Source organism: Cryptosporangium sp. NPDC051539, assembly GCF_044454545.1.
In the GTDB taxonomy this organism is placed as follows: Bacteria; Actinomycetota; Actinomycetes; order Mycobacteriales; family Cryptosporangiaceae; genus Cryptosporangium.
Genome location: NZ_JBITDV010000034.1, coordinates 3,345 through 5,207 on the forward strand (window position 1 = coordinate 3,345; position 1,863 = coordinate 5,207).

Consider the following 1,863-nt stretch of genomic DNA (forward strand, 5'->3'; position numbering starts at 1 on the left):
TGGTCGTAACTCCTGCGGGATTACGGTTGGTTGTGTGGATGGGTAGGGGAGCGTCGTACGGCGGAGGAAGCGGCGGAGTGATCCAGTCGTGGACGCCGTGCGAGTGAGAATGCAGGCATGAGTAGCGAATGACGGGTGAGAAACCCGTCCGCCGAATGACCAAGGGTTCCTGGGCCAGGCTAATCCGCCCAGGGTGAGTCGGGACCTAAGGCGAGGCCGACAGGCGTAGTCGATGGATAACGGGTTGATATTCCCGTACCCGCGAAGGATCGTCCATGATGAACCAGCTTTGTGCTAACCACCCAAAAGTGAGTCTGTCTTCGGATGGGTTTGCCGGCGGCTGGGATCCCGGGTTGTAGTAGTCAAGCGATGGGGTGACGCAGGAAGGTAGCTTATCCCGGTGAATGGTGGTGCCGGGCCAAGGGTGTAGGGCGAAGCATTGGCAAATCCGTGCTTCATTGAGTCTGAGACCTGATGGGGAGCCGTTGTGGTGAAGTGAGTGATCCTATGCTGCCGAGAAAAGCCTCTAGCGAGATCCGAGCGGCCCGTACCCTAAACCGACACAGGTGGTCAGGTAGAGAATACCGAGGCGATCGAGCGAACTGTGGTTAAGGAACTCGGCAAAATACCCCCGTAACTTCGGGAGAAGGGGGGCCGGAGACGTGATCCCACTTGCTGGGGGAGCGTTGTATGGCCGCAGAGACCAGGGGAAAGCGACTGTTTACTAAAAACACAGGTCCGTGCGAAGTCGTAAGACGATGTATACGGACTGACGCCTGCCCGGTGCTGGAACGTTAAGGGGACCGGTTAGTCCGTGAGGGCGAAGCTGAGAACTTAAGCGCCAGTAAACGGCGGTGGTAACTATAACCATCCTAAGGTAGCGAAATTCCTTGTCGGGTAAGTTCCGACCTGCACGAATGGCGTAACGACTTTCCTACTGTCTCAACCACAGGCTCGGCGAAATTGCACTACGAGTAAAGATGCTCGTTACGCGCGGCAGGACGGAAAGACCCCGGGACCTTTACTATAGCTTGGTATTGGTGTTCGATTCGGCTTGTGTAGGATAGGTGGGAGACTGTGAAGCGGGCACGCCAGTGTTCGTGGAGTCATCGTTGAAATACCACTCTGGTCGTATTGGATGTCTAACCCGGGCCCCTGATCGGGGTCGGGGACAGTGCCTGGTGGGTAGTTTAACTGGGGCGGTTGCCTCCTAAAATGTAACGGAGGCGCCCAAAGGTTCCCTCAGCCTGGTTGGCAATCAGGTGTTGAGTGCAAGTGCACAAGGGAGCTTGACTGTGAGACTGACAGGTCGAGCAGGAGCGAAAGCTGGGACTAGTGATCCGGCACTGGCTGGTGGAAGCGGTGTCGCTCAACGGATAAAAGGTACCCCGGGGATAACAGGCTGATCTTCCCCAAGAGTCCATATCGACGGGATGGTTTGGCACCTCGATGTCGGCTCGTCGCATCCTGGGGCTGGAGTAGGTCCCAAGGGTTGGGCTGTTCGCCCATTAAAGCGGTACGCGAGCTGGGTTTAGAACGTCGTGAGACAGTTCGGTCCCTATCCGCCGTGCGCGTTGGAGATTTGAGAAGGGCTGTCCCTAGTACGAGAGGACCGGGACGGACGAACCTCTGGTGTGCCAGTTGTCCTGCCAAGGGCATGGCTGGTTGGCTACGTTCGGAAGGGATAACCGCTGAAAGCATCTAAGCGGGAAGCCTGCTTCGAGATGAGGTCTCCCACCACCTTGAGTGGTTAAGGCCCCCGAGTAGACGATCGGGTTGATAGGCCGGATGTGGAAGCCTGGTAACAGGTGGAGCTGACCGGTACTAATAGGCCGAGGGCTTGCCCACAAAGCATACTTTTTT

Annotated in this window: 1 rRNA gene (cut by a window edge); it reads left to right on the top strand. The window is 57.0% G+C overall.

Annotated features, from left to right (window positions below):
* Window positions 1-1,848, top strand: a 23S ribosomal RNA gene (locus ACIBZJ_RS43160); it begins 1,366 nt to the left of the window's first position.
* Window positions 1,849-1,863 lie beyond the last annotated feature (15 nt).